Annotated in this window: 23 protein-coding genes and 2 pseudogenes; 11 read left to right on the forward strand and 14 right to left on the reverse strand. The window is 68.3% G+C overall.

Annotated features, from left to right (window positions below; translation table 11 throughout):
- Positions 1 to 10: 10 nt before the first annotated feature.
- Complete coding sequence (locus D3H34_RS13040; RefSeq protein ID WP_119553881.1) at positions 11 to 712, reverse strand: aspartate/glutamate racemase family protein; 702 nt, start codon at positions 710 to 712, stop codon at positions 11 to 13.
- Between the two features lie 13 nt (positions 713 to 725).
- Complete coding sequence (locus tag D3H34_RS13045) at positions 726 to 1,721, reverse strand: Bug family tripartite tricarboxylate transporter substrate binding protein (RefSeq protein ID WP_119553882.1); 996 nt, start codon at positions 1,719 to 1,721, stop codon at positions 726 to 728.
- Between the two features lie 59 nt (positions 1,722 to 1,780).
- Between D3H34_RS13045 and D3H34_RS13050 the strand changes: the two genes are divergently transcribed.
- Positions 1,781 to 2,857, forward strand: coding sequence for a helix-turn-helix transcriptional regulator (locus D3H34_RS13050; protein WP_119553883.1), 1,077 nt, complete (start codon positions 1,781 to 1,783; stop codon positions 2,855 to 2,857).
- Between the two features lie 28 nt (positions 2,858 to 2,885).
- On the opposite strand, the gene D3H34_RS13055 is transcribed toward D3H34_RS13050, so the two are convergent.
- From D3H34_RS13055 to D3H34_RS13070, 5 genes and pseudogenes are all read right to left on the reverse strand, one after another.
- A complete protein-coding gene (locus tag D3H34_RS13055; protein WP_119553884.1) occupies positions 2,886 to 4,130 on the reverse strand; it encodes a dienelactone hydrolase family protein in 1,245 nt (414 codons plus the stop codon).
- A 52-nt stretch (positions 4,131 to 4,182) separates the two neighbouring features.
- Positions 4,183 to 4,710: a flavin reductase family protein gene (locus D3H34_RS34665; protein WP_286185678.1), complete on the reverse strand. Its 528-nt coding sequence runs from the start codon at positions 4,708 to 4,710 to the stop codon at positions 4,183 to 4,185.
- Between the two features lie 456 nt (positions 4,711 to 5,166).
- Positions 5,167 to 5,916: pseudogene (locus D3H34_RS34985) on the reverse strand (styrene monooxygenase/indole monooxygenase family protein); the annotation flags it as partial.
- 13 nt (positions 5,917 to 5,929) lie between these two features.
- Positions 5,930 to 7,171, reverse strand: a complete 1,242-nt coding sequence (locus tag D3H34_RS13065; protein ID WP_119553886.1) for a styrene monooxygenase/indole monooxygenase family protein — start codon at positions 7,169 to 7,171, stop codon at positions 5,930 to 5,932.
- A 55-nt stretch (positions 7,172 to 7,226) separates the two neighbouring features.
- Positions 7,227 to 8,021, reverse strand: coding sequence for an SDR family oxidoreductase (locus D3H34_RS13070; RefSeq protein ID WP_119553887.1), 795 nt, complete (start codon positions 8,019 to 8,021; stop codon positions 7,227 to 7,229).
- Between the two features lie 182 nt (positions 8,022 to 8,203).
- Here D3H34_RS13070 and D3H34_RS13075 point away from each other — a divergent pair, with 182 nt between their 5' ends.
- On the forward strand, positions 8,204 to 9,214 hold the full coding sequence (locus D3H34_RS13075) for an AraC family transcriptional regulator (protein ID WP_119553888.1): 1,011 nt from the start codon (positions 8,204 to 8,206) through the stop codon (positions 9,212 to 9,214).
- Positions 9,215 to 9,224: 10 nt separating this feature from the next.
- On the opposite strand, the gene D3H34_RS13080 is transcribed toward D3H34_RS13075, so the two are convergent.
- Positions 9,225 to 9,998: a siderophore-interacting protein gene (locus tag D3H34_RS13080; protein WP_434057684.1), complete on the reverse strand. Its 774-nt coding sequence runs from the start codon at positions 9,996 to 9,998 to the stop codon at positions 9,225 to 9,227.
- Positions 9,999 to 10,148: 150 nt separating this feature from the next.
- Here D3H34_RS13080 and D3H34_RS13085 point away from each other — a divergent pair, with 150 nt between their 5' ends.
- From D3H34_RS13085 to D3H34_RS34940, 4 genes and pseudogenes are all read left to right on the forward strand, one after another.
- On the forward strand, positions 10,149 to 10,796 hold the full coding sequence (locus tag D3H34_RS13085; protein WP_205736719.1) for a TetR/AcrR family transcriptional regulator: 648 nt from the start codon (positions 10,149 to 10,151) through the stop codon (positions 10,794 to 10,796).
- 401 nt (positions 10,797 to 11,197) lie between these two features.
- Positions 11,198 to 11,632: pseudogene (locus D3H34_RS34930) on the forward strand (universal stress protein); the annotation flags it as partial.
- Positions 11,633 to 11,991: 359 nt separating this feature from the next.
- Positions 11,992 to 12,156 carry a hypothetical protein gene (locus D3H34_RS34990; protein WP_434057685.1) on the forward strand — a complete coding sequence of 55 codons (165 nt, stop codon included), beginning with the start codon at positions 11,992 to 11,994 and terminating at the stop codon, positions 12,154 to 12,156.
- Positions 12,146 to 12,661: a hypothetical protein gene (locus D3H34_RS34940; RefSeq protein WP_350308480.1), complete on the forward strand. Its 516-nt coding sequence runs from the start codon at positions 12,146 to 12,148 to the stop codon at positions 12,659 to 12,661. Before D3H34_RS34990 ends, D3H34_RS34940 begins: the two co-directional genes overlap by 11 nt.
- Here D3H34_RS34940 and D3H34_RS13095 read toward each other — a convergent pair.
- From D3H34_RS13095 to D3H34_RS13110, 4 genes are all read right to left on the reverse strand, one after another.
- Positions 12,658 to 15,045, reverse strand: a complete 2,388-nt coding sequence (locus tag D3H34_RS13095; protein ID WP_119553891.1) for a heavy metal translocating P-type ATPase — start codon at positions 15,043 to 15,045, stop codon at positions 12,658 to 12,660. The two genes, D3H34_RS34940 and D3H34_RS13095, sit on opposite strands and share 4 nt — an antisense overlap.
- Before the next feature lie 49 nt (positions 15,046 to 15,094).
- The gene (locus tag D3H34_RS13100; protein ID WP_119553892.1) at positions 15,095 to 15,286 is read right to left on the reverse strand and encodes a heavy-metal-associated domain-containing protein; all 192 of its coding nucleotides are present in this window, start codon (positions 15,284 to 15,286) and stop codon (positions 15,095 to 15,097) included.
- Positions 15,287 to 15,364: 78 nt separating this feature from the next.
- Positions 15,365 to 15,856, reverse strand: a complete 492-nt coding sequence (locus D3H34_RS13105) for a cupredoxin domain-containing protein (protein ID WP_119553893.1) — start codon at positions 15,854 to 15,856, stop codon at positions 15,365 to 15,367.
- 221 nt (positions 15,857 to 16,077) lie between these two features.
- Positions 16,078 to 16,467, reverse strand: a complete 390-nt coding sequence (locus D3H34_RS13110; protein WP_286185675.1) for a hypothetical protein — start codon at positions 16,465 to 16,467, stop codon at positions 16,078 to 16,080.
- Positions 16,468 to 17,087: 620 nt separating this feature from the next.
- Between D3H34_RS13110 and D3H34_RS13115 the strand changes: the two genes are divergently transcribed.
- Together D3H34_RS13115 and D3H34_RS13120 are read left to right on the forward strand one after the other, a co-directional pair.
- Positions 17,088 to 18,515 carry a glycosyltransferase gene (locus D3H34_RS13115; RefSeq protein WP_167481187.1) on the forward strand — a complete coding sequence of 476 codons (1,428 nt, stop codon included), beginning with the start codon at positions 17,088 to 17,090 and terminating at the stop codon, positions 18,513 to 18,515.
- Positions 18,516 to 18,725: 210 nt separating this feature from the next.
- Positions 18,726 to 19,556 (forward strand): Crp/Fnr family transcriptional regulator, encoded by an 831-nt coding sequence (locus D3H34_RS13120; RefSeq protein WP_119553895.1) that lies wholly within the window; start codon positions 18,726 to 18,728, stop codon positions 19,554 to 19,556.
- Between the two features lie 30 nt (positions 19,557 to 19,586).
- Here the strand turns inward: D3H34_RS13120 and D3H34_RS13125 are convergent, their stop codons facing one another.
- Entirely contained in the window at positions 19,587 to 21,146 is a 1,560-nt protein-coding gene (locus D3H34_RS13125) for an amidase (RefSeq protein ID WP_119553896.1), read from the reverse strand.
- Positions 21,146 to 22,135, reverse strand: a complete 990-nt coding sequence (locus D3H34_RS13130; protein ID WP_119553897.1) for a Bug family tripartite tricarboxylate transporter substrate binding protein — start codon at positions 22,133 to 22,135, stop codon at positions 21,146 to 21,148. The genes D3H34_RS13125 and D3H34_RS13130 overlap by 1 nt, the downstream gene beginning before the upstream one ends.
- A gap of 141 nt (positions 22,136 to 22,276) precedes the next feature.
- Here D3H34_RS13130 and D3H34_RS13135 point away from each other — a divergent pair, with 141 nt between their 5' ends.
- From D3H34_RS13135 to D3H34_RS13145, 3 genes are all read left to right on the forward strand, one after another.
- Positions 22,277 to 23,191: a LysR family transcriptional regulator gene (locus tag D3H34_RS13135; protein WP_119553898.1), complete on the forward strand. Its 915-nt coding sequence runs from the start codon at positions 22,277 to 22,279 to the stop codon at positions 23,189 to 23,191.
- 293 nt (positions 23,192 to 23,484) lie between these two features.
- Positions 23,485 to 24,009 carry a Csu type fimbrial protein gene (locus tag D3H34_RS13140; RefSeq protein ID WP_119553899.1) on the forward strand — a complete coding sequence of 175 codons (525 nt, stop codon included), beginning with the start codon at positions 23,485 to 23,487 and terminating at the stop codon, positions 24,007 to 24,009.
- Positions 24,010 to 24,032: 23 nt separating this feature from the next.
- Positions 24,033 to 24,788: a fimbrial biogenesis chaperone gene (locus D3H34_RS13145; protein WP_119553900.1), complete on the forward strand. Its 756-nt coding sequence runs from the start codon at positions 24,033 to 24,035 to the stop codon at positions 24,786 to 24,788.

A 24,788-nucleotide genomic window follows, 5' to 3' on the forward strand; every position in this document is an offset into this window, starting at 1 on the left:
TGAAGTGGGTTCAGGCCCGTGTCATCTCGCGCGCGATGGCGCGGGCGTGGATGTCGGTGGAATCGAACAGCGGCACGGAGCACGCGATCCAGGGCTTGACGACGCTCAGCTCGGTGCAGCCCAGCACGATGCCCTGGGCGCCACGCGCCACGAGGTCGTCGCACAGCGTCGAGATGACTGCCGCGTCGGCCTCGCCGGCTTCTCCAAGCGCCAGCGGGCCGAAGATCGCCGCGTCCAGCGTGCGTCGCTGCGCCGCGTCGGGCAGCACCAGCTCGAAGCCCGCGCCCTCCCCCAGCATCTGGCCGAAGAACGGCGCGTCGAGCGCGAAGCTGGTGGCCAGCAGGCCGAGGCGGCGCATCGACGGGTACAGGGCGGCCACGTGGTCGCCAGTTTCCCGCGCCACATGCACCAGCGGCACGCCCGCCGCGGCCTGCACGGCATCGGCCGCGAAGTGCCCGGTGTTCGCCAGGATCGCGACGAGGTCCGCGCCGCTTGCGCGAACCTGTCGCGCGGCGGTTTCCATCTGGGCGCGCGCGTCGTCCGGGCGTCCGGCCGTCATGGCGGCGATGACATCGGCGAAGTCCAGGCTCACGATCACGCAGCGGGCCGAGTGCAGGCCGCCGAGTTCGCGCTGGATGTGCTCGTTCAACAAGCGGTAGTAGCTGAGCGTGGAAGGCCACGCGACGCCTCCGATCAGGCCCGCGGTTTTCATGACGCATTCCCTCTCAGTCGAGCTTGAAGCCGAGCTTCTTGATCACCGGGCTGTAGCGCACCAGGTCGCTGTCGATGCGGCCCTTGAGTGCGCTCACGCTGGTCTGTGCGGCCGGCTCGAAGCCGAACACGAGCAACTTCTCGACCACGTCGGGCTGGCGGATGGCCCAGTCGACGCCGTCGCTCACGCGCTTGGCGATCTCGGGCGGCAGGCCGGCCGGGCCGACGACGCCAAACCACACGGAGAAGTCGACGCCCTTGTAGCCCAGTTCGTCGAGCGTGGGCACGTCGGGCAGGCCCGAGAAGCGCCTGGCCGAGGTGACGGCCAGGATCTTCGCGCGCCCCGCCTTCACGAACTGCACATAGGGCGCCATGCCGTCGAAGGCCGCGTCGATGTCGCCCGCGATGGTGGCCTGTGCTACTTCGGCGCTGCCCTTGTAGGGCACGCGCGTGATCTCGATGCCGGCGCTGCGGTTGAACTCCTCCAGCGCCATCTGCGACAAGATCGCGGCCGCGCCGATGTTGATCTTGCCGGGCTCGGCCCTGGCGCGCTTCACCAGCTCATGCACGTCGCCCACGCTGCCTGCCTGGGTGCGCGCGATGACGGCCGTGGGCGAGGTAATGGCCAGCGCCACCGGCGTGAAGTCCTTGCGCGGGTCGTAGGGCAGCCGGTTGTACAGCGAGGGGTTGAGCACGAAGGTCTGGTCGATGGACCACAGCAGCGTGTAGCCGTCGGGCGGGGCCTTCATGAGCTCCTGCGCGCCGATCAGCGTGTTGCCGCCGGGCTTGTTGTCGACCACCACCTGCTGGCCCAGCTGCATCTGCAGCTTGGCCGCGATGAGCCGCGCCGCCACGTCGGCGCCGCCGCCCGCCACGAAGGGAACGACCAGCCGGATCGGCCGCGCGGGCCACGCCGAAGCGGCGCCCTGCGCGCTGGCAAGCGCCGGCACCAGCCCCGCGGCGAAGGCCGCCAGGAGCCCCAGAAACCGGCAGACACGTCGAGCATTCATCCATAAACTCCGTTCGAACCAAAGTGTTCCAACGCTAACGCCGCAGGGCAGGGTTTTCTATGCCGATCCCATCGCAGACTGTGCCGATCCAGCCGTCGCCGTTCGCGTCCGCCGCGCTGCGCGAGGACGATTTCAATGCCGCGCTGATCCGCCTGCCCGCCGACCGACCGCTCGCGCTGCCGGCGCTGCACGACGGCGCCAGCCGCGAGGTGCGCTGGCCCGACGACGGTGGCCGCATCCTGCGCCTGCGAACCACGCCCTGGGAAGGCGCGAGCGCGCTGTACTTCGATTTCAGGCTCAACGACGACCTGCACGTGCAGCTGGCGCCCGGCAACGAACTGCTGCTGACCTTCTTTCTCTCGGGCCACGTCACGGGCGAGATCGGCAGCGCGCAGGGACGGCCGCTGGATTTCCGCGTCGACCGCGCGCTGCTGCGCACGCCGAACCGCGACGGCGGCTACCTCATCCACATTCCCGGCGCCTGCCGCAACAACTTCGTCCAGTTTCGTCTGCGGCGCGACCTGCTGCCGCGCTGGCTGCAGGCGCTCGGCGTGCGGCTGCCCGCGCGGCAGATGAGCGAGCTGGTCGAGCGCGACGATGGGCGGGTGCTGTGCAACGCAGCGCTCACACCGCGCGTGCGCGACTGCCTGGCGCGCATCGGCGACGAACCCTCCGATCGCCCGGCCTTCGTGCCGCTGTTCCATGCGCGCGCGACCGAGCTGCTGACCTGCGTGCTGCTCGACCTGGGTCAACTGCTGCGCCCGGCGCGTTCCGAAGAGAGCCATGGCGGTGCGGCGGCGCAGACGGTGCGCAGGCTGCGTGCACTGCTCGGCGAAGCACCAGCGCAGGCCTGGACGGTCGATGCGCTTGCACAGCGGCTCGACCTGCGCGTCGCGCGGCTGCAGGCGCACGTGAAGGAGGCCGAGGGCACGACGGTCTACGGCCTGCTCGTGGCCGAGCGGCTGGCGCTGGCCGCCCGGCTGCTGCGCGACACGCAGCTCAGCGTGCAGGCCATCGCGGCCGAGGCGGGATGGGAGTGCCACGGCCGCTTCACCGCGGCATTCCGCAAGCAGCACGGCGTGGCGCCGCGCGCCTACCGCCTGCAGCAGGCGCCGCCGGCCAACCGCGGCGCCTGAAGCGTCTGAAGAACGATCGGGCGGCGGCTCAGCCGCGCGGTGCCATCAGCGTGTTCGACGGCAGCGTCTCGTCGAGCAGCTTGCGCCCGGTTTCCACGCCCGCCACCGGCAGCAGCGCCGGATCGAGCAGGCCCACCTGCACCAGCACGCTCGCCTGGTCCCAGTAGATGTGCTCGTGGTAGAGCTTGTCGCCGCGGAACTTGATGACCGCCAGCAGAGGAATCTCCACGCGCTTGCCCGTAGGCTTCACGCCCGGCAGCATCCACGGGATCTCGGTGGTGTGGGTGAAGCAGAACAGCATCTCGTCCACCACCTGCGTCGCGCCGATGGTGCGCGAGATCGGCACCAGCGAGGTGTCGGGCGGGTTGCTGTTGACGAAGTGGTTCGTATAGAACGCGTGCAGGTTCTTGTAGCCCACGCCGCCGGTCATGGTCGGGATGTGATTCACGTAAGGCTCGGCCACCATCGTGCCCATGGTGTCGTCGACGTTGCGGGTGCCGAACTCGTACTCGCAATGCTTGTCCCACAGCGCCGCGAGGTCGTAGTGCGGACCCATGACCGACTTCAGCGCCGCGATGCTGCGCTCGTGCGCCATCAGCGCCGAGGCGCGGTGGTAGTGGTCGCCGCCGATGCGCGCGAAGGCGTGGTCGACGCCGGAGTACACATGCACCTCCACGTTCGGGCGGCCGCGCAGTGTCTGCACGATGCGGTCGCGCGCCTCGGGCGGACAGAAGCCGTCGAGCTCGGCCACGTGCAGCGCCAGCCGGCAGCGGATGCGGTCGGCTTCGTCCAGCGCGGCGTCGATGCCCACGCCGTAGTAACCCACCGCCACATCGACGTCGGTGCGGCAGGCCGCGAGGTAGGCGAGCTTGCCGCCCAGGCAGAAGCCCAGCACGCCGACCTTGCCGCCGGTCACCTCGGGGCGCTGGCGCAGCGCGGTGATCGCGGCCTGCATGTCCTGCATGCCCAGCGCCTCGTCAAAGCCCTGGTAGAGCGCGAAGGCGCGCTGCCAGTCGTCGGGGGCATAGCCGAGCTGCACGCCGGGCTCCTGGCGCCAGAACAGGTCGGGCACGAGCACCACGTAGCCTTCCTCGGCGTAGTAGTCGGCGACGTCGCGCATGGTCTTGTTGACGCCGAAGATCTCCTGCGCGAGCACCAGACCCGGGCCAGTGCCGCTGCGCGGCACGGCCAGGTAGGCGCCGAAGCTGCCGCTGCCATCGGAGGCCTGGATGCGGATGTCTTGCGACGAGGAAGCGGGGGCGTTGTTCTGCATGGGGGTTGACTCCGTTCTCAAAACTGGAAGGTGGACGTGGGGAACCAGGGGCTCACTGTACGCATTCTGGATGGCGGGTCGTGATCTGGTAGTAGCCCGAGTGAAAGACCAGCGGCTCGCCGTCGAAGCGCTCGTAGCCCTCGACCTCGCCGATGAAGATCAGGTGATCGCCGCCGTCGTACTGCCGCACGTTGCGGCACACGAAGCGCGCGAGCACGCCGTTGAGCAACGGCACACCGGCCGTGCCCTCGCAGCAGTCGACACCGCCGAACTTGTCGGCCTGCGGTGTCGAGAACTGCCGCGACAGGTGATGCTGCTGCGACGCCAGGATGTTGATCGCGAAATGGCTGGCACCGGTGAAGTCGGCCACGCTCGGGGCCTGGCGCGCGAGGCTCCACAGCACCAACGGCGGATCGAGCGAAACCGACGAGAACGAGTTCGCCGTCATGCCCACGCGGCGGCCGTCGAGCGCGCGCGTGGTGATGACCGTGACGCCGGTGCTGAACTGGCCGAGCGCGCGGCGGAAATCGCGCCGGTCGAAGCGGTCGACGGCCGCTTCGCGCGCCTTGGCTTCGAGCAGCCGATCGGTCTCAGCCGCGTCGAACCACCAGGGCGCGAAATCGCGCGGGTCGTCGAAGCCGTTGACCACCGCGCTCGCCACCGCGGGCATGTGCGTGGCGCTTTGCAGCAGTTTCTGCAGGTGCGGCTTCGGGGGCGCGAGCAGGCTGTTCGTCCAGTCGGTGGCCCAGCGGGCGTAGCCTTCCCAGTAGCGGTCGAAGGTCTGCTGCATCCACTCGGCATCGAAGGGCGCGTCGCCGTGCTCCAGGATGCGCTGCAGGTAGATGTCGGCCGCCTTGGCCGCGTTGTTCGAGCCCTGGCCCGTGATCGGGTCGTTGAGCACCACGGCGTCGGCCAGGCCCAGCACGCAGCGGCCCGAGGGCAGCGTGGCCACCGGCTGGCGCACCACGGGCGTGACGCGCCCGCGCAGCACGCCGTGGTCGTCGGTCAGTTCGATGTGCGCGCAACGCTCGGCTTCCCACGGCAGGAAGTCCGCGAGGATCTGCTTGCTGCGCGCCAGGTGTTCCTGCGGCGTCTTCACGTCGTCCCAGCAGTCCATCGGACCGCCGGGCACGCCCTCGAACACCATGATCTCGCAGGGGCCCGACGTGGTCAGCGCGGGGAACACGAAGTACTCGCCCACGCCCGGGATCAGGTTGAAGCACACGGCCGCGAAGTCTTCGCGCGGGCGCATGCCCTTGACGTAGGTCAGTGCCAGCGCGCGCTGCGGGCTCTCGAACGGCGAGCGCGCCGCGTCGCGCGGGAACAGCGCAGAGATCTCGCCCTTGCCGCTGGCCACCACCACGAGGTCGTGCGTGCGGGCGCAGTCTTCCAGCGTGTCGATGCCCGCGTCCTGATGCACGAGCCGGCCGCCGCGCGCCTCGAAGGCGTGCATCCATGCCGGGATCTTCAGCCGCTGGTCGACCGACTGCGCGGGGCCGTCGAGCCGCGCGCTCCATGCGATGGCGCGCGCACCCTCGGGGCTGCGCACCGCCATGCCGATGCCTTCCACCACCGGGCAGGTGTCGGCCCAGTAGTCCAGGCCGAGCGCGCGCTCGGTCTGCAGCGCGGTCTCGAACATGCACTGGCTGGACATCACCGGGCCGCTCTCGATCTCCTGCGCGGTGCGGTTGGAATACACCGTCACCTCGCACCCGCCGCCCAGCAGGCCCAGCGCGAGCTGCATGCCGGACTGGCCCGCGCCGATGATGGCCACGCGTCGTGTCATGTGCGCGCTCCGTCTATGCCGCCACTGCTGCGCAGGTGGCCAGGTAGCGCTCGGCCTCCTCGGGCTCGGCGAACCACGGGAAGAAGGTGCGCGGATCGTCGAAGCCGTTGGCGATGGCGCTGGCCAGCGGCGGAACGGCACCGGCGCCGCCGAGCAGGTTCAGCACATGGGGCGGCGGCGGTGCGAGCAGCATGTTGGTCCAGCGCGTGACCCATTGCGCATAGCCGAACCAGTAGCGGTCGAAGGTCTGCTGCATCCACGGTGCATCGGCCGCGCCTTCGCCGCGCGCCAGGATGCTCTTCAGGTACGCATCGGCGCACTTGGCCGCGTTGTTCGAGCCCTGCCCCGTGATCGGGTCGTTGAGCACCACCACGTCGGCCATGCCGAGCACCTTGCGCCCCGAGGGCAGAGTGGCGATCGGCTTGCGCACGGTGGGCGCGAAGCGGCCCGCGAGGATGCCGTTGTCGTCGGTGAGCTCGATGTCCTTGCAGCGCTCGGCCTCCCAGGGCGTGAAGGTGTCCAGGATCCATTGGCTGCGCGCGAGGTGTTCCTGCGGCGATTTCACGTCGGCCCAGCAGTCCATCGGACCGCCCGGCACGCCTTCGAACACCATGATCTCGCACGGGCCCGTGGTGGTCAGCGCCGGGAAGACGAAATACTCGCCCACGCCGGGGATCAGGTTGAAGCACACGGCCGAGAAATCGGCGCGCGGGCGCATGCCCTTCACGTAGGTGAGTGCCAATGCGCGCTGCGGCTGGTCGTAGGTCGACTTGGCGGCGTCGCGCTCGAAGAGCTTGGATATCTCGCCCTTGCCGCTGGCCACCAGCGTGAGGTCGTGGCTGCGGGTGCAGGCTTCGAGGTCGTCGATGCCCGCGTCCTTGAAGACCAGCTCGCCGCCCTTTTTCTGGAACAGCGCCATCCACGCGGGCACCTTCACGCGCTGGTCGACCGACTGCGCGCTCGAATTCAGCCGCGCCGCCCATTCGATGGCCTTGGCGCCCTTCTGCTCGGGATGCGGCACGGCGAAACCGATGCCGTCCACCGTGGGACAGTCTTTCGCCCACTGGTCCAGCCCCAGGTCACGCTCGACCTGCAGCGAGGTGTGGAACATGCACTGGCTGGACATGACCTTGCCCTGCCGGATGTCGTCCGCACTGCGGTTGCTGTACATCGTGACCTCGTAGCCCGCATCCAGCAGGCCCAGTCCCAGTTGCAGGCCCGACTGGCCTGCGCCGACGATGGCGATTCGCTTCATGGCTGTCTCCTTCTTTGGTTGTCTCGTGGTGGTGTTGTCGTTGCGCTCGAATGGATCAGGGTTCCATCAGTCGGGGGATGGCCGGCACCGCCTGTTCGGGGCCCATGGCGCTGTAGCCACCGTCCACCGCATAGTCGGCGCCCGTGACGAAACTCGCGTGCTCGGAGCACAGGAACAGCACCACCTGCGCCACCTCGTCCGGGTCGCCCACGCGCCCGAGCAGGTGGTACGGCGCGGCCACGCGGTCGGTGCGCGCGCGGTCGCCGCCGGTGAGCTGGTCCATCACGGCCGACCAGGTCCAGCCCGGCGAGACGCTGTTGACGCGGATGCGGTCGGGCGCGAGGTCCATCGCCATGTTGCGCGTGAGTTGCGCCATCGCGGCCTTGCTGACCGGATAGAGCCAGCGCCCGGTCTGGGCCACGCGCGAGGAGATGCTGGTGAAGTTCACCACCGCCCCGCCGCCGGCCGCCAGCATGTGCGGATGCACGGCCTGCAGCATCGCGACCGCACTGGCCACGTTGACGTTGAAGGACGTGAGCCAGTCGGCGCGCGGCGACTTGAAGCCGTCGTCCACATAGGAGCACGCCAGGTTCACGAGAAAGTGCACGCCGCCGTGGCGGGAAGCGGCCTCGTCGACGCAGGCCTTCACCTGCGCGTCGTCGGTGATGTCGGTGCGCACGAAACGCACGCCGGCACCCAGCGAGTCGGCCAGCGGCTGGCCCTTGTCGGCGTCGATGTCGGCGATGACCACCTTCACGCCCGCCGCGTGGAAGGCGCGCACCAAACCGGCGCCTATCAATGTCGAACCACCCGTGACGATGGCGCTCTTGCCTTCGAGTCCCTTGAACATGAAGCGTGTCTCCTCGGTTGAATCGCCGGTCTGGCGAATGGGCCAAAGGTAGAACGCAAGGCCTCGCCGGCCGATCCCGAAAACGCAGGCGCTGTCCCTGCCGCGCAGGTTTTTTCGGGGGTTCCAAGGGACGGCCCGAATTGTGGGCTGGAAGGCTTTTTGCTACGGTCCACCCGCTTCCCATGGAAACCGCCACCGCCCCACGGCTGCCGCTGCAGCGTTACCGTTTGTTCGAAAGCCACGACATGGACGAGGCGCGCGAGAGCGTGGCCCGCGTGTTCTGCCCGCACGGCCTCACGATGCTGCGCCCGCGCACCGAACTGGACGCCTGCCACCACAGCGCCCGCCTGCACCGCGACGTGAGCCTGAACTACGTGCAGTACGGCCCCGGGGTTCAGATCGACCCCGGCTACCTGCAGGATTTCTTCCTGTTGCAGATTCCGTTGCGCGGCGGCGCCGACATCCGCTGCGGCGGTCAGCAGGTCGAGGCCACGCCCCGGATGGCCTCGCTGCCCTCGCCCACCGAGCAGTTGTCGATGCGCTGGGCCGACGACAGCCCGCACCTGATCGTGCGCATTGCGCGCGCGGCGCTGCTGTCGCGGCTCGAGGCGCTGCTGCAGGCACCCGTGCGCCAGCACCTGGTGTTCGACCTCGGCGTGCCGCTGGACAACCCGGCGCTTGCGCCGGTGGTGCACTACATCGACTACCTGCGGCTCACGCTGGACGCCGGCAACGCCCTGCAGGCCGGCGGGCGCCTGGCGGAGCACGCCGAGGAATACCTGATGTCGAGCCTGCTGATGTCGGCGGGCCACAACCACTCGCGCGCGCTCGCGGGCGACAACCAGCGCCACCTGCTGCCGCGCGCGGTGCGCAAGGCGCAGGAGTTCATGGCCGCGCATGCCGAGCAGCCGCTGTCGTTGGCCGACGTGTGCCGCGAGGCCGGCTGCAGCGCACGCGCCCTGCAGCTCGCGTTCCGCCAGCATGCGGGCCAGGGGCCGATGGAGTTCCTGCGCGAGCTGCGGCTGGACCGCGTGCGCGCCGAGCTGCAATCCGCGTCCGTGCGCACCGGTGTGCGCGACGTGGCCGAGAAGTACGGGTTTCTCCACCTGGGCCATTTCGCCGCGCAGTACCGCGCGCGCTTCGGCGAACGGCCGTCGGACACGCGCTCACGCCACGCACCGGCCGAGCACTGACGCTCTGCGTTCAGGCCCGGTCGCGGTGATCGGCCTCGCCGTGCTTCCAGTAGCCCTTGGCGCTCAGGCGCTCGCGCGCCAGACCCTGATCGTTCAGGAAATGCGCGCGCAGCGTGCGCACTACGCCCGATTCGCCCGCCAGCCAGATGTAACCCGGCCCCGCCGGCTGCGGGCGGTGCATCAGCTGCTGCTGCAGCGCCAGCCCCGGCTCCGACGGATCGCCCGTGAGCCAGCAGGTGCGCAGCACGGCCCGTGAGCGGATCTCCTGCACATCGGCGGCCGTGGGCACCTCGACGTAGGTCTTGAGGCGGATCTCCGGCCCGAGGCTGGCGGCGATCGCCTGGATCGCGGGCAGCGCCGTCGCGTCGCCGGCCAGCATCACCCAACGTGCGTCCGGCGGGAGCGCGAAACCGCCGTCACGCGGGCCGGCGAAGCCGACGCTTTCGCCCGGTTGCACCCGGGCCGCCCAGGCCGAGGCCGGGCCTTCATGGCCGCTGTCGCCGTGCAGCACGAAGTCCAGCTCGAGCGTGGCAGCAACGCGGTCGACGCGGCGGATCGTGTAGGCCCGCCCTTCGCCGCCGGGCACGAACACCTTCACCCAGGCGCCGGGCTGATCGGTCGCCGCATGGCGCAGGAAGGCCGCGACGTCCGGGCCACCGAGGGTGATGCGACGCATGTGCGGCGTCACGAGACTGCACCGCAGGACACAGGCTTCCCGCCGCAGTCCTCGTGCTGGCGGGGCCTCGGCGGTCGATGGCAGGGGGAGTGGAAAGGCGGGAGGCAACGCACGCGGCGCGTGGGCCTCGAAGGCATTGGCTGTCATGGTGTGGTGTATCTACTTCGAACTTGCGGATTCCAGAATGCGAGCATTTGCTCGCTCTCTTTTAGAATACGAGCCATCACTCGCATTGAAAACTCGCATTCGAGACATCCGATGAAATCCCCGCCCCAGCCAAGAAAGACGCCGCGCCAGGCGCGTTCCCAGCAGATGGTCGAGGTCATTCTGGAAGCCACGGCTCGCGTTCTGGGCGAGCGCGGCTATGCCGGCACCAACACCAACGTGGTGGCCGAACGCGCCGGTGTGAGCGTGGGCTCGGTCTACCAGTACTTCCCGAACAAGGACTCGCTGATCACGGCACTGCACGAGCGGCATGCGACGCAGATGTACGCGGCCATCGACGAAGTGCTGGCCGCGTCGCGCGCGCGCAGCCTGCGCGGGCGCGTGCAGGCGATGGTGCGAGCGCTGCTCGCGGCGCACGCGGTGTGCCCCGAACTGCACCGCGTGCTCGAAAAGGAGTTCCCCTTCTTCGACGCGCCGCGCGAAGAAAGCGCCGCCGACCACGACATCTTCCGCCGCGTGCGCCAGCTGCTGGACGAGCACCGCCCCGAGCTGACGCCGCGCAACCTCGACCTGGCCACCTGGGTGGTGCTGCAGATCATGGAGACGCTGGTGCATGCGGCCGTCATCGAGCCGCCCGCGCAGTTCGCACCCGCGGCGCTCGAAGCTTCGATCGTCGATGCGCTCATGGGCTATCTCTGCGGCCCGTCTCCCTCTGGTCGCCAGGTTGAATCTCATGCATGAACCTCCGGGAACGCAGGGGACGCAGACACACGTCTCCTTTCTCCCATGACTGCATGACAAACGAGAAGGAAAAATGGGAAGCCGCCCGTGAACCGGCCTTTCACGGGCCTTTCAATCTGGCAAAGGTCGTGCGGGTACTGACCCGATTCAGCGGCCCGTGGCCTAGACTCCCCGCCATGACCGCCCAGCCCTTCCTCCTCCACACCCGGACGTCCCGCCTCGGCGGTTGCACGCCCTCGCTTGCGTGGGTGACAGCGGCGGCTCAGCAGACGCCCGCACATTCCTGAGCCCGGCGGTCCGCCTCTTTCTCTTCCCTTTCAGCGCAAACCATCGACCGCCGGGCACCTGCCCCGCGCGGCTGCGCCCCCGGGCTCCGGGGTCGCGTTCGACTGGAGTGCGTCATGCAACATCAACTGGGCCCGCGGGAGCACGCCCTTCCCCGCAGCGATGGCGTCGCATCCGATACGCCGTCTTTTCGATCCATCCTCGCCGTCACCGACCTCTCGGCACGCGGCAACCGGGCCGCCGAACGCGCCGCCCTGCTCGCCGCCGAACATGGCGCGCTGCTGAAGATCGTGTACGCACCCGCGGACCTCGCGCCGCTGGCGCACGCCGAAGCGGCGACCGCCCTCGCCGCGCTGGCACGCTCCATTGCCTCGCGCTTCGACGTGCTGGTCAAGCAGGTCGCAGGCCCCAGCGGGGGTTTCGCGCAGATCGTCGACGAGGCATGCCACGTCGACCTCGTGGTGGTCAGCTATGAACGCGACCGCTCGCCCGGCGCCTTCTTCACCGGCCAGCCCGTGGAGCGCCTGCTGCGGCAGCTGCGCTGCCCGGTGCTCGTGACGCGGCTGGACACGCGCCTACGCTACGGCCGCATCCTGGTGGCCGTCGACTTCACACCGGCATCGCGCGAACTCGTGAGCCTGGCCCACGGGCTGGACCCGAACGCCTCGCTGGAGCTGTTCCATGCGCTCAACACGATGCACGAAAGCAAGCTGCGCTATGCCGAGGTGTCGGACCATGCCATCAAGGCCTACCGCCACGACAGCATGCGGCAGGCACGCGAGCGGCTGTTCTCGCTGACCGACTCGTCGAACGCGCGGCGCAATCGCGTGCTGTCGGCCATCGGCCGCGGCGACCCGGCACGGCACGGCAGGCCACGGTGCAGCAGCAGCACGCACGCGCCGAGCTGCTGGTGGTCGGCAAGCGCCGCGCCCATCCGCTGGCCGACTTCCTGTTCGGCAGCGTCGCGCAACGCGTGCTGTGCTGGGCCACGGGCGACGTGCTGGTGGTGCCCGGCGACCGGCGCGCCGAACGTTCGTCGCCGGTCATTTCAAGGAAGCTGCAAGATGTTCGCTGAAGACCCGCTCATCAAGTACCCGCTGCGCCAGTCGCTGCTGCCCGGCGCCGAAGGCCTGGCCGTCTTTGCCCAGCGCGGACCGGTCGACTGGCTCTCGCGCCCCGACCAGTACCTCTTCATCTGCGAAGGACGCGGCGGCCAGATCTACGCGTCGAACGAGGCCTCGCTCGAAGAAGCCCAGCAGCTCATCAGGGACGCGCACGGCGACCAGATCGTCTCGCGCGAACCCGAGATCCACACCTTCGTCGACCCCGAACTCGACGCGGTGGTCGAGCCGATCATGTTCCTCCGGCTGAAGAGCCCCCGGGCCTACGCCACGGTGCTGCGCGACGAACTCGACCGGCGCCGCGCGGATGTGAAGGAGGAAGACCTGCAGCGCCACGATGTCGTCATCCGCGCCGAGGTGCGGCTGGCCGACCTCATGGGCTATGCGAAGGAAGCACTGGCCATGTCCAACGGGTCGGTGGTGATCTGGAACTGGTTGCTGCGGTACGGGATGGCCTAGCCCGATTTCCCTCCGGCGTGCGACGCATGCGCGTCGCCCTTGACGCCCCGCAAGCGCAAGGCATTGGTGATGACCGACGCCGAACTCAGGCTCATCGCCAACGCCGCGATCATCGGCGACAACAGCCATCCGGTGAACGGGAACAGCACGCCCGCGGCCAGCGGCACGCCCAGGGCGTTGTAGAGGAACGCGAAGCCCAGGTTCTGCTTCATGTTGGCGATGGTCTGCTCGGAGATGACGCGCGCCTGTGCAATGCCACGCAGGTCGCCCTTGACCAGCGTCACCTGGGCGCTGTTCATCGCGACGTCGGTGCCGGTGCCCATGGCCACGCCCACATCGGCCTTGGCCAGCGCGGGGGCGTCGTTGATGCCGTCGCCCGCCATCGCGACGACGCGGCCTTCGCGCTGCAGCCTGTCGACCAGCGCGAGCTTGTCGGCGGGCTTGACCTCGCCGTGGACCTCGTCGATGCCCAGCCTCGCCGCCACGGCCCGGGCCGTGGTGAGCCCGTCGCCGGTGGCCATGATCACCCGCATGCCTGAGGCCTTGAGCGCGGCCAGCGCTTCCATGGTGGTGGCCTTGATCGGGTCCGAGACCGCGAGCAGGCCGGCGGGCCGGCCGTCGACCGCCAGGAACATGACGCTGGCGCCCTCCGCCCGCAGGGCCTCGGCCTTCGGCTTCAGGTCGTTGACCGGGACGCGCAACTGATCCATGAGCGCGGTGTTGCCGAGTGCCAGCTTCCGGCCCTCGACGCCGCCGCTCACGCCGATGCCGCTGCTGGATTCGAAATCGTCGGGCGTCGCCAGCGCAAGGTTGCGCTCGCGTGCCGCGCGCACGATGGCGTCGGCCAGCGGGTGTTCGCTGCCCTGGTCCAGACTGGCTGCGAGCCGCAGCACCTCGTCTTCCGTGAAGCCCGGCGAAGGCACCGCGCGTTCGAACTGCGGCCGGCCTTCCGTCAAGGTGCCGGTCTTGTCGACGATGAGCGCATCGACCTTGCGGAAGTTCTCGATCGCCGCGGCATCGCGGAACAGCACGCCCTGCGTCGCGGCCTTGCCCGTGGCCACCATGATCGACATGGGCGTGGCCAGGCCGAGCGCACAGGGGCAGGCAATGATGAGCACCGCCACTGCGTTGATGAGGCCGTGCGTCCAGCTCGGCTCAGGCCCGAACAGACCCCAGGCGAAGAAGGTCAGCACTGCGATGGCGATGACCGCCATGACGAAGTAGCCGGCGACGTGATCGGCCATTCGCTGCATCGGCGCCCTGGAGCGCTGGGCCTGCGCGACCATCTGGACGATGCTCGCGAGCACGGTCTGGGAGCCGACCTTCTCGGACTGCATGACCAGCGCACCGTTGGTGTTCATCGTGGCGCCGATGAGCTTGTCGCCGATCCGTTTGGTGACGGGCAACGGCTCTCCGGTAAGCATCGACTCGTCGACGGCGCTGACGCCTTCGATCACCACGCCATCGACGGGCACGTTCTCGCCAGGGCGCACGCGCAGCCTGTCGCCGACGTGCACGTGGCCGATCGGCACATCTTCCTCGGTGCCGTCGGCGCCGATCCGGCGGGCGGTCTTGGGCGCAAGGCTCAGCAGCGACTTGATGGCGGCGGAGGTTTGCGAGCGCGCCTTGAGTTCGAGGATCTGTCCCAGCAGCGTGAGCGAAATGATCACCGCGGCGGCCTCGAAGTAGACCGAGACACGCCCCATCGAAACGAACGATGCCGGAAAGACGCCTGGCGCCACCGTGGCCACGAGGCTGTAGACAAAGGCAGCGCCCGTGCCCAGGCCGATCAGGGTCCACATGTTCGGGCTGCGGTTCGCGACCGATTGCACCGCGCGCTCGAAGAACGGCCAGCCGGCCCACAGCACGATCGGCACGGTAAGCACGAGTTCGATCCAGCTCTGCGTGTCCATCGCGAACCACTGCAGGCGATGGCCGGCCATGGCGAGCACCGTGACGACGAGGGTGAGCGGCAAGGTCCAGAAGAAGCGCCGCTTGAAGTCCTTGAGCTCGGGGTCCTCGCCCTCCTCGAGGGACGGCATCTCGGGCTCCAGCGCCATGCCGCACTTGGGGCAGTTTCCCGGGTGCGCCTGCCGGATCTCCGGGTGCATGGGGCAGGTGTACATCGTGCCCACGGGGCCGGGCTGCGTGGGCGCTTCCGGTGCGTGCGAATCAGGCTTGATGTATCTGGCGGGGTCGGCCTCGAATTTGGCCTTGCAACCCGCGCTGCAGAAATGGACCGGCGCGCCGGCATGCTGCAGGACGTGCGGCGACTGGGCGGTCACGGCCATCCCGCACACGGGGTCCTTTAGGCTCGCCTCGGGCGCATGCGCTCCGTGGTGCCCGGCATGGTGCGCGTGCGGGCTGGAAGGCGTGGTGTTCATTCAGCTTCTCCAACGAAAGATGGCCAGGTGCCCCGTCGTGCGGGACGGATCACTTCGGCGGGTAGCCCGCTTCCGTCAGCGCGTCAGCCACGGCCGCGCGGTCTTCGGTGCTGTCGATGCGCACGGTGCGGGCCGCGAGGTCCACTTCGATCCTGGCCTGGCCATCCAGTTGCTTGACCGCCCGCGCGATCCGCCCGGCGCAGCCCCCGCAGGACATCGACTCGATGACAAACTCTTCCATGGAAAGCTCCTTGTCTTGAAAGTGCCTCCAGTTTCAGGCTTGACACCATGTCAAGGTCAAGCGGCGGGCGGGCCGCGCCTACTTTCCGGCCTTCGAGACCTTCACGGCGCCTTTCATGCCCGCGTCGTAGTGGCCCGGTTGCAGGCAACCGAAGTCGACCTTGCCGGCCTTGGTGAACTGCCAGACGATCTCGCCGGTCTTGCCTGCGGCCAGCGTGACCATGTTCGGATCGGCGTGCTCCATCTCGGGGTTCTTCTTCATGGCTTCGTAGTGCGCCTTGAGCTCCTTTTCGGTACCGAGCACGAGTTCATGCCTCAGCACACCGGAGTTCTTGACGACGAAGCGCACGGTCTCGCCCTGCCTGACGCTGATGTCGGCCGGCGAGAAGCGCATGGTGTCGGTCATGTCGACGTGGATCGTGCGCGTGACCTTGGCGGCGACGCCGGGCTTGCCGACCGCTTCGTTCGCATCGTGGCCGTGGCCGCCGGCGTGCGTGCCGGACGCGAGGGCGCCCGCGGATGCCAGCACGATCAGCGCTGCGAGGGTGGTGTTGCGAGTTGCTGCTTTCATGAGTTTCCTTTTGGGGTGGATGAGGATAGGGAGGAGTCAGGGAGAGAGAACGACAAGGGATCGATGCCCGCCCTTGGGCGCAAGGCCGATCGACGTGGGCACGTCGTGCCCCATCGCATTCAGCGTGCGAGCCTCTTGTGGCGGTGGAAAGCCCAGTCATGAACGGCGCACGTCATGGCCGCCCGAAGGGCGTGACGCAGGGTCACAGGCGCACGAACGCGTCAGGTGCGAGGCGGCTTGTCGAGAACGCGCGGCGGGAGCGTGGCCATCGGGATGACGGGCTCCGCCAGGTCGGCTTGGGGAAGATCGTGGAAGAGGGCCCACGCCAGCGTGGTGGTCAGGGCCGTGGCATGGCAGGCACTGCAGATGCTGCACTTGTGCATCGCGTCGTCGGTCTTCGCCGGCGGCTTGGCTTCCTGCGCCCCTTCATACGAAGGATCGCCATGGCCGTCCGCATGCGGATGCTGGGCATGACCCGGCACCTTGACGGCAACTGCTGCCGTCGGTCCCGCATGTCCCGGTCCGCAAAAGACCATGGCTGCCGCTGCGTACCCCTGGAAGGGCACGGCGAACATCACGATCCACAGAACGAACAGGCGAACCTGGTGCATGCAAGAAATTTCAAGTGAAGCGATGTGCCAGGCCCGACTCGCCTGTGCGTGGCGGCACTCTAGGACGCGAGTTCGCCAATTGCCCTTCACTTTCATTACAAAGAAGTAATGCGCACGCGCGACCCCGGACCGTCGCATGCCCGTGCGGCTGCGTCCCTGAGTGCACTGGTTGCGGCATCACCGCCGCACGCCATCTCGTTCGCTCATGAACGAGCACTTTTGAATTAGGGAGTAACCACAGCCACATCCTAATTCTGTTGTAAGTCAGGTTCTGGTCAGCTATCTTCAAAACCGTTGCCAACGGAGAAGGAAGCACCGGGATGAAACATGTCGACATGTCGGCCGCACCCAGTTCATCCCCGGGCAAGGCAAAAAAATCGACTCACGCTGACTCTCTCTCCCAGCAGGCCAGGCCGGCGCCTGAGGAACTGGCGCCCGGGCACGGACACAGCCGCGAGAAACAAGACCTCACCCGGGAGGGTGCCCTCCTCCCCCACCCCGCAGCACGCGCGTGGAGGAAATGGGGGTTGACGCGCCATGCGGGGCAAGCGCCGCTCCAGGCCTCGACAACGCCCGCGCATGGGACCACGGGGGTTCAGAGGCCTTCCGCCACGGAGCGCGTGCTGTTCCTGCAGGAGAACCTGCGTCAGATCGGCAACGGCATCGAGGTCGCGGGCATCCGCCGCGCCCACCTCTTTCATGGTCAGCTCGGCATCACCCCGTGGATCCTGACCAGCAACTTCTCTCCTCGCCTGCGTGAAAACGAGGCGAGCCTGAAGGACAAGGGGGTGCTGCCTTCGGACACCAAGGTGCTCAATGTCTACGAATGGCTGGTCGACATGAGCGACGAGGGCTTGCTGACCCCGCTCGCTTCATCGCGTCCGGCAGGCAGTTCGCCTGCTGCCAAGGCCAGGCCGACTGCGGCCAAGCCTGCGCTGCGAAAGGTGAGCCACCCCGCAGCCTGGGATTCGACTCAGACCGGTTGCGAGGAATTCGGATTGGCGAACGGCCAGGTCCTGATGCGAAAGACGTTCAAGCCGGGCCGAGGCGGCGCGGATCTCCAAGCCATCGAGATGCGCGATGCGCAGGGCCGCACGACCACCTACGCGACCGAGAGCGATTTTGTCTGCGCGATGATGGCCGCCAATCTTGAAAAGGACGTAACCTGGCACTTCCTCGTCGACAAGAACAAGATGTATCGCCAGCTCCGGCGCAGCGTCACCAGCCGCCGGCTTCACTGCACGGTCAGTGCCTTCCTGCACAGCACCCATCGGCTTCCCAACGGGCAACTGAAAACCAGCTATCGGCATCTGTTCGAAGACGCGGACTCCTGCGACAGCCTGATCGTTGCCACCGAGGAGCAGCATCGGGACCTGCTCGAGACCGGTGTGCCGGCCGCAAAACTGAATGTGATTCCGCATGCGTTGCCCGGTGTGCCCGAGATCGTCGAATCCGCTTCCTTGCAGGAGAAGCGGGTGATCTATCTGGCGCGCTACACCGCGGAGAAGCAGCATGAGCTTCTCTTCCAGGTGTTCGAGCGCGTCCTCAAGAAGGTCCCGGACGCGCAGTTGCACACGCACGGCGTCGGCCCCTTGCAGGCGGCGCTCCAGGCACGCGTCGACGCCTCCGGCCTGGCAGGGAACATCCACATCCACGGCTATTCCAGCGATGTGGCGGCCCTCTTCAGGGAATCGAGCCTCGGTGTGATGCCGTCCAGCGAAGAAGGCTTCTCGTTGTTCGGATTGGAGTGCCTGGCCCACGCACGGCCGCTGGTCGCCTTTTCCGTGAAGTACGGCCCGAAGGATCTGCTGGAAGGCAGGAATGCCGGCATCCTGATTCCCCCCGGCCAGGTCAGCGCGATGGCCGATGCGATCGTGGCGCTGCTGGAAGACCCCGAGAAAGCCTATGACCTTCGCTTCGGCGCCTTGACGTCCGCCGAGCGCTTCACCGCGGACAAGGTGGCACAGCGATGGTCGAAATGGTGGACGGATGTCCGCGAGATCGCACGCCATCGCGGGCCCCACGCGCCCGCCAGCGCGAGTCACTGAAAGGCCGCCGGTCCAGAGGTCGGGCGCATGGGCCAGGGGCGGCCATCGGCGTCATCGCCCCCCAAGCCGGGTGGGGACAGCCTTGGCCTGTGCTGCTCTACTCTCTTCCCATGTGCTCGACATCCGTCGTGTTCAGCGAGGCTGCGATCCGGCGCTGCCTGGGCCTGGCCGGCGGTCTGGTCCAATGGAGGCGGCTGGACAGGAAACACCATGAACGGATTCGCCATCAGGACTGAGGAACGCGAGCGCATCAATGCAGGGCGCTGGTTCTCATCGCTCTCCCCGACACTTCGCCACGACATTCTTCGCGCCGTGGTCGTTCGTCGCTTTGTGCACGGAGAACAGATTGCCGCGCAAGGCGCGCTGGACAGCCATTGGATGGGGTGCGCGCAAGGTGCGGTGCGCGTGTGCTCCGCGACCAGCGCGGGCAAGCAACGCACGATCGCCTACATGGAGCCCGGCACCTGGTTCGCCGACGTCGCGATCGTCGAAGGCGGACGGTGCATGCACGACTGCTTTGCGCACGGAGACACCACGGTGCTCCTCATGCCCCAGAGCGAATTTCGCGCGTTGCTGGCGACCCATGTCGAGCTGTATGGCGCGCTGCTGCAGCTTCAAGCGCAATGCATCCGGAGCCTCGCCGGCACGGTCGACGACCTGAAGACACTGTCGCTGCGCGACCGCCTCATCAAGCTCCTGGTGAAACAGGTGCGCCGCCACGGTGTGGCGCACGGCAAGACGGGAATTCGCATCGGCTTCGAGCTTGCGCAGGAGGAGCTGGGGCGAATGCTCGGCGCGTCCCGGCAGCGCATCAACGAGGCACTCCGGTCGATGGAAAAGGACGGCCTGCTGTGTCTCGATGCACGCGGCATCGTGATTCTCGATCTCGAGTCGCTGAAGCGTGACGCGGAATGCGACTGGCCGCAGGAAGCGCCGCACAGGGCCGCTCACAGCCGGCCATTGGCGCGGCATGTCCGCAGTCCGCACCTGGGCGACCGCGCGCCTGCGCACCCCGCCCCCGCGCTGGTTCAGGAATATTGAGCGACACGCTGCAGGCCGGGCACGCCGGCCTCAGACAGCCGACACCGCGGCGGATGCCGCCAGCCGGCCATCGAAGACAGGCGGCATCCTGACGATCGAAGTGAGCGCGGGTTCGGCCGTGCGCAGCGCAGCCAGGTCGGGGCGCGGACGGCGCAGCAGAGGGTCGGACGCGAACGCCGCCTCCATCGCCTGCGCCGCGCCCAGCAGCTGGTGGTCGGCCCGGAATCCGCCCACGACCTGCAGCCCGAAGGGCATGCCCGCGTGGTCGAGGCCGCAGGGCAGCGCCATCGCCGGGTGCGTGGTCAGCGTGACCACGTAGGTCAGCGCCAGCCAGCGGTAGTAGTTGGCCTGCGCCTGGCCGTTGATGGTCGCGGCGTAGAGCTGCGTCCACGGGAACGGCGAGACGGGCGTGGTCGGCGACAGCACGAGGTCGTAGTCGGCAAAGGTCGCCTGGAAGCGCTTCAGGAGCCGGGTCTGCTCGGCCTGCGCCCAGGCGCTGTCGAGCAGGCTCATCTTCGCGCCCATCTCGTAGTTGGCGCGCGGGTTGGGGCCGAGGCTCCCGGAGTCGCGCTCGTAGGCCGCCTGCATGCCGGCCACGAAGGCCTCGGCGCGCAGCACGTCGAAGCAGCGGTGCGCCTCGCCCATGTCGAACTCGACCTTGTCGCAGCGGCCGAACAGGTGCCGCATGGCGTCGATCTTGCGGCGGAAGGTGGCGCGGATGCCGTCGTCGACCGCGCAGGTGCCGAAGTCTTCGGTCCACGCCACGCGCAGCCGGCCCAGGTCGACGGACCGCGGCGTGAGAAAGGACAGCGGGTCCAGCGGATAGCTCAGCGGATCGCCCGCGCACATGCCGGCGGACGCGGCCAGCTGCAGGCAGGCTTCTTCCACGGTGCGGCCCATGGGGCCGACGACCGAAATGGGCGTCCAGCCCAGCGGCTTGCGCACGCTGGGCACGACGCCGGGCGAGGGCCTGAAGCCCACCACGCCGCACTTGGCGGCCGGAATGCGCAGCGAGCCGCCGGTGTCGGAGCCGGTGCACACGGGCAGCATGTCGCAGGCCAGCGCGGCCGCCGAACCGCCGGACGAGCCGCCCGCGTTCAGGTTCGGATTGAAGGGGTTGCCGGTGGCCCCCCACACATCGTTGCGCGAATTGGCACCCGCGCCCATCTCGGGCACGTTGGTCTTGCCCGCGACGATGGCGCCCGCGCGGCGCAGGCGGGCCACGAGCTCGATGTCTTCCGTGGGCACGTGGTCGCGGTAGATCGGCGAGCCCCAGGTGGTGAGCAGACCCTCGGTGGGCTCCAGGTCCTTCACGCCCATCGGCAGGCCATGCAGCAGGCCCAGCGTGTCGCCGCGCATGACGGCGCTTTCGGCGTCCCGGGCTTCGGCGCGCGCGCGGTCGAAGCAGGTGGCGGTGACCGCGTTGACGAAGGGGTTCACGCGCTCGATGCGCGCGATGCAGGCCTCCAGCAGCTCGACGGGCGAGACCTGCTTGCTGCCGATGAGGCGACGCAGTTCGACGGCGGATTTCTCGACCAGTGCGGTGTCGGCGTCGTGCGCGGTGTGGATGGTGGGGTTAGCGAGGCTCATCAATCTGCGGTGATGTTGGCGCGCGCCGCGACGGCGCGCATCACGGGAAGTTCGCGGTGGATCAGCTCGATCGACGCAGCGGCATCGCTGAAACTCGGCTCCAGGCCCGTGGCCAGCAGCTTGGCCTTCGTCTGCGGATCGGCGATGGTCGCGGCCAGCGCCTTCTCCAGCCTGGCCTTCACGTCGGCAGGCACACCCTTCGGCGCCGCCAGCATGAGCCACGAGTCGACGTCGACCTCGCCGTAGCCGCTTTCGGCGAAGGTGGGCACGTCGGGCAGCAGTGCCGAGCGCCGCGCGGTGGTCAGCGCAATGGCCTTGATCTTGCCGCTCTTGAGCTGCGGGACGGCCGCACTCACCGTATCGATGCTGAACGGGATCTGGCCCCCCATGAGGTCGGTCATGGCGGGGGCGCTGCCCTTGTAGGGCACGTGCGTCATCTTCAGGCCGGTGGCATGCAGCACGGTTTCGCCGGCGAACTGCGCGGTGGTGCCGGTGCCGTAGGAGCCGTACGAGTACTTGCCCGGCGAGGCCTTCACGTAGTCCACGAACTGCTTCACCGTCTGCACCGGGACCTCGCTGTTCGCCAGCAGGATCAGCGCAACGCGCCCGGCGATGCCGATCGGCTCGAAGCTCTTCACCGGGTCGTACGGAAGGTTGGTGCGAATCGCAGGGTTGACGGTGAATGTCGAGCCCGAGCTGAGCAGCAGCGTGTAGCCGTCGGGCGTGGCCTTGGCCACATAGCTTGCACCGACCACCGTGCCGGCGCCGCCGCGGTTCTCGATCACCACCGGCTGGCCGAGCTCCTTGCCCAGGCGCTGCGCGATCACGCGCCCGTTGACGTCCGTGGCGCCGCCGGGCGGAAAGGGAATGACCAGCGTGACCGGACGCGAGGGAAAGTCCGACGCGGCGGCCAGCGCGGCCAGCGGAAGAACACCGAGGCCGATGCCGAAGAGCAGTGCCACGCGCGCCAGGAAGGAAAGACGTTTCATCACGGGACTCCAAGGATTCTGGAAGGGGGTCGGTTCATCCTAGGATTGACATCACGTTGTCACAAGCGCAATGTTTCGAATCGATCATTGCCGAATCGGCAATCGACAAGCCATCCCGACCGAACCCATGCTGGAGCCCCCATGACACCTCGCGCCTTGCAGGAAACCGCAGTGCGCTACTTTCTCGAGGTCGTGAAGACCGGTTCGGTGAAGGAAGCCGCGCTCAAGCTCAACGTCGCACCCTCGGCCGTGAGCCGGCAGGTGGCGCGGCTGGAACGCGAACTCGACACGCTGCTGTTCGAGCGCCATGCGCGGGGCATGGTGCCCAACGCCGCGGGCGAGTTGCTGGCCGCGCACGCCAAGCGGGCGCAGCAGGACATCGAGCGGGTCGCGAACGACATCGCCGGACTGCGCGGCCTGCGCACCGGGCACGTTCGCGTGGCGAGCACCGAGGGCTTCGCCTTCGACTTCATTCCCCGGCTGATCGCGCAGTTCCGCCTCCAGCACGCGGGCATCCGCTTTCACCTGGAGGTCTGCGCGCCCGCCGACATCTCAAGGCGGGTGCGCGACGGCGAAACCGACGTCGGCATCACCCTCAGCGCCCTGCCCGAGCCGGGCGTCGAGATCGAACTGCGGCACCCCAGCCCCATCCTGGCCGTGATGGCCCTCGACCATCCGCTGGCGCAGCAGCGGCAGCTGTCGCTTCGCCAGGTGGTGGCGTACCCGCTGGGGCTGCCGCAGGAAGACAGTTCCATCCGCCGCCTGCTCGATGCCAGTTGCTCACGGCAGGAGCTGCGCTACCAGTTGGCCATGACGAGCAACCATGCGAATTCGCTGCTGAGCTTCGCGGCGGCCGGTGGCGGCAGCATCGCCTTCTACGGGCCGCTGTCGATCCGCACGCTGCTGCAGAGCAAGGCGCTGATCGCCATTCCGCTGAAAGACCGCGAGATGCACGAACGGCACCTGGCCATCGAGACCATGGCAGGCCGCTCGCTGCCCACGGCGGCCAAGGCCTTCGTGCGCTTCCTGGTCGACGCGGTCAAGGCCTCGGGCTGACCCGGCCCGGGGGCTTCGGTGCCCGCGCGGCCCCTTTTTCCACGGTTTCTTTTCCCGCCTGAACCGCGGCCTTGTCGCCGCGGATCGGGCCTGCGCGCGCTGAATCTGTAGACAAATTGGAACAGTGGCTCGCTTCTGGCTGGCAATACGTCACGAATTGTCAACGAAGTTTACAAACACACATAAAAAGCAGGCGACTCCTTGGCATCCTTGAGGCAATTACAGGCAAAAGTATTCATATTGCTTGCAAGACCACCCCTCAAAGAACCCTTTTTACTCATAAGGAGTGCTTCATGTTCAAGCATGCCATCGCCGCAGCCGCCGTCTCCACCCTCGCCCTCGCCTCCATTTCGGCCCAGGCTGAAACAGCCGGCGCCAGCTTCCAGGTCAAGATGACCATCCTCAAGAGCTGCTCGGTGACGGCCGGCAGCGCTTCGGACATCAACCTGGGGAATGCCGTGCTGTCCTCTGCGACGAACCAGACGGGCAGCAACACCATCTCGGTCACCTGCTCGAAGACCACGCCCTACTCGATCGGCCTGGCGCCTTCGACCGCCAACGGCGGCACGGCCAACGGCACGGGCGCCATGTCGTCGGTCGCCAACTCGGCCACCAACACCGACAAGGTGCCGTACTCGCTGTACTCCGATTCGGGCTACGGCACCGCCTGGGGCAACACCGCCGGCACGGGCGGCAATGTCGTTCCTGGCGTGGGCACCGGCTTGGCCATCACCCACACCGTCTACGCCAAGAACGTCAACGCCAACTTCACGCCCGACAGCTACGCCGACACCGTGACGGTGACGGTGACGTACTGAAAAGTCTTCACACAGGATCTGACATGAGGCGTGCGTTCGGCGTTCTGGGGCTGTGGGGTGCATTCCTGCTGGCTGGCGTGGCCCAGGCGGCCGGCCTGCAGGTTTCGCCCGTCACGCTGACGCTGGCGCCGACCCAGCAGGCCGACGGCCTGTGGCTGAGCAACACCGGCACGGCGCCGCTGAACGCGCAGATCCGGGTGTTCCGCTGGACGCAGGTGGACGGCCAGGACCGCATGGAGCCCGTGGACGGGCTGATCGTCAGCCCGCCCATGCTCGAACTGCCCGTGGACGGACGCCAGCTCGTGCGCGTCATCCGCAACGGCCCGCCCCCGGCGGGCCCTGCCGAGACCGCCTACCGGGTGCTGGTGGATGAGCTGCCGATCCCCCGGGCCGAAGGTGCCGCCGGGACCGCAGCGGGCGGCAAGAGCTCCAACCTGAACTTCGTGATGCGGCACTCGCTGCCGATCTTCGTGTCCCCGGCAGGCGCGGCTCCGGCCCCTGCCCAGTTGCGCTGGAGCCTGCGCAACGAAGGCGGCCAGGCCATCCTCGAAGTCAGCAACAGCGGCGGCCTGCACGCCCAGCTGGCTGAACTCGTCTTCACGGGCGCGGACGGCCGCACCGTCTCCGCCTACCAGGGCCTGCTGGGCTACGTGCTGCCCGGCGCCACCGTGCGCTGGCCCTTGAAGGCACCGCCCGCAGCGCTGGCTGGCGCCGGGCGCTGGCAGGTCATGATCGATGGCAGAACCACGGTCACCGACATTGCGCCGCTGGCGCGCTGA

The organism is Acidovorax cavernicola, assembly GCF_003581445.1.

Bases quoted from the DNA above. Each gene is read 5' to 3' on its own strand.
- D3H34_RS13040 (WP_119553881.1), bottom strand. From the start codon at position 712: ATGAAAACCGCGGGCCTGATCGGAGGCGTCGCGTGGCCTTCCACGCTC.
- D3H34_RS13045 (WP_119553882.1), bottom strand. From the start codon at position 1,721: ATGAATGCTCGACGTGTCTGCCGGTTTCTGGGGCTCCTGGCGGCCTTC.
- D3H34_RS13050 (WP_119553883.1), top strand. From the start codon at position 1,781: ATGCCGATCCCATCGCAGACTGTGCCGATCCAGCCGTCGCCGTTCGCG.
- D3H34_RS13055 (WP_119553884.1), bottom strand. From the start codon at position 4,130: ATGCAGAACAACGCCCCCGCTTCCTCGTCGCAAGACATCCGCATCCAG.
- D3H34_RS13065 (WP_119553886.1), bottom strand. From the start codon at position 7,171: ATGAAGCGAATCGCCATCGTCGGCGCAGGCCAGTCGGGCCTGCAACTG.
- D3H34_RS13070 (WP_119553887.1), bottom strand. From the start codon at position 8,021: ATGTTCAAGGGACTCGAAGGCAAGAGCGCCATCGTCACGGGTGGTTCG.
- D3H34_RS13075 (WP_119553888.1), top strand. From the start codon at position 8,204: ATGGAAACCGCCACCGCCCCACGGCTGCCGCTGCAGCGTTACCGTTTG.
- D3H34_RS13085 (WP_205736719.1), top strand. From the start codon at position 10,149: ATGAAATCCCCGCCCCAGCCAAGAAAGACGCCGCGCCAGGCGCGTTCC.
- D3H34_RS34940 (WP_350308480.1), top strand. From the start codon at position 12,146: ATGTTCGCTGAAGACCCGCTCATCAAGTACCCGCTGCGCCAGTCGCTG.
- D3H34_RS13095 (WP_119553891.1), bottom strand. From the start codon at position 15,045: ATGAACACCACGCCTTCCAGCCCGCACGCGCACCATGCCGGGCACCAC.
- D3H34_RS13100 (WP_119553892.1), bottom strand. From the start codon at position 15,286: ATGGAAGAGTTTGTCATCGAGTCGATGTCCTGCGGGGGCTGCGCCGGG.
- D3H34_RS13105 (WP_119553893.1), bottom strand. From the start codon at position 15,856: ATGAAAGCAGCAACTCGCAACACCACCCTCGCAGCGCTGATCGTGCTG.
- D3H34_RS13110 (WP_286185675.1), bottom strand. From the start codon at position 16,467: ATGCACCAGGTTCGCCTGTTCGTTCTGTGGATCGTGATGTTCGCCGTG.
- D3H34_RS13120 (WP_119553895.1), top strand. From the start codon at position 18,726: ATGAACGGATTCGCCATCAGGACTGAGGAACGCGAGCGCATCAATGCA.
- D3H34_RS13125 (WP_119553896.1), bottom strand. From the start codon at position 21,146: ATGAGCCTCGCTAACCCCACCATCCACACCGCGCACGACGCCGACACC.
- D3H34_RS13130 (WP_119553897.1), bottom strand. From the start codon at position 22,135: ATGAAACGTCTTTCCTTCCTGGCGCGCGTGGCACTGCTCTTCGGCATC.
- D3H34_RS13135 (WP_119553898.1), top strand. From the start codon at position 22,277: ATGACACCTCGCGCCTTGCAGGAAACCGCAGTGCGCTACTTTCTCGAG.
- D3H34_RS13140 (WP_119553899.1), top strand. From the start codon at position 23,485: ATGTTCAAGCATGCCATCGCCGCAGCCGCCGTCTCCACCCTCGCCCTC.
- D3H34_RS13145 (WP_119553900.1), top strand. From the start codon at position 24,033: ATGAGGCGTGCGTTCGGCGTTCTGGGGCTGTGGGGTGCATTCCTGCTG.